Origin of the sequence: Paracoccus acridae, from assembly GCF_014642735.1 — a bacterium.
Classification (GTDB): Bacteria; Pseudomonadota; Alphaproteobacteria; order Rhodobacterales; family Rhodobacteraceae; genus Paracoccus; species Paracoccus acridae.
In genome coordinates this window covers 1-736 of sequence record NZ_BMIV01000085.1, presented here as the reverse complement: position 1 = coordinate 736, position 736 = coordinate 1, and the positions used below count along the sequence as shown (strand labels likewise).

General features: G+C 64.7%; 2 protein-coding genes. Both read left to right on the top strand.

Annotation, left to right across the window (positions count from 1 at the left end; translation table 11 throughout):
* On the top strand, positions 1–476 hold a 476-nt coding region (gene tnpA / locus IEX25_RS19880), incomplete at its 5' end, for an IS66-like element accessory protein TnpA (RefSeq protein WP_229665527.1).
* Positions 473–736 (top strand): IS66 family insertion sequence element accessory protein TnpB (gene tnpB, locus IEX25_RS19875; protein WP_188717455.1); only part of this gene is annotated, 264 nt, incomplete at its 3' end. The genes tnpA and tnpB, both read left to right, overlap by 4 nt.

The following is a 736-nucleotide window of genomic DNA, read 5'->3' as shown; positions in this document are numbered from 1 at the left end:
CCGATTTCCACCGCCTGCCTGAGCGTGGGGCTGACCGGCTAAGACACGTGCGTAGCGACGTCGTTAACGACGTGTCTTATGCGGGGCTTTCGATGCGTGGTGACATTCTGGGTCTGGAACGGCGGCGTCGCTGGAGCGACGAGGAGAAACTCGGGATCGTGCTGTCGGTCGGGGTGGAGGGCGCGACGGTGACGCAAGTGGCGCAGCGCTATGAGGTGACCCGACAGCAGATCTATGCCTGGCGGCATGAGCTGAAGAAGAAGGGGCTGCTTTCCCCCTTTCCGGAGACCCTGTTCCTGCCGGTGGAGTTGAACGCGCCCGCCGAATTGGCGGTGCATCCATCGACTGAAGACCTGGCGCCGCGGCGCTCCGCCCTGATCGAGCTTCAGCTGGCCAATGGCCGGTGCCTGCGCTTCGACCCGATGCTGGACACGACCACGCTGACACGGTTGATCCGGGTGGTGGAGGCGGCATGATCGGGCCCGGCACCGGTGTCCGGGTTTATCTGGCCTGCGGGGTGACCGACATGCGCAAGGGCATCGAGGGGTTGGCAGCCCTGGCGCAGGATCAGCTGCGCCAGAAGCCGACAGGCGGTGCGGTGTTTGCGTTCCGCGGTCGGCGAGGCGACAGATTGAAGCTCTTGTATTGGGATGGCCAGGGCTTCTGCCTTTACTACAAGGTTCTGGAACGCGGGCGCTTTCCCTGGCCGAGCAGCAAGGACGGGACTGCACGTCTG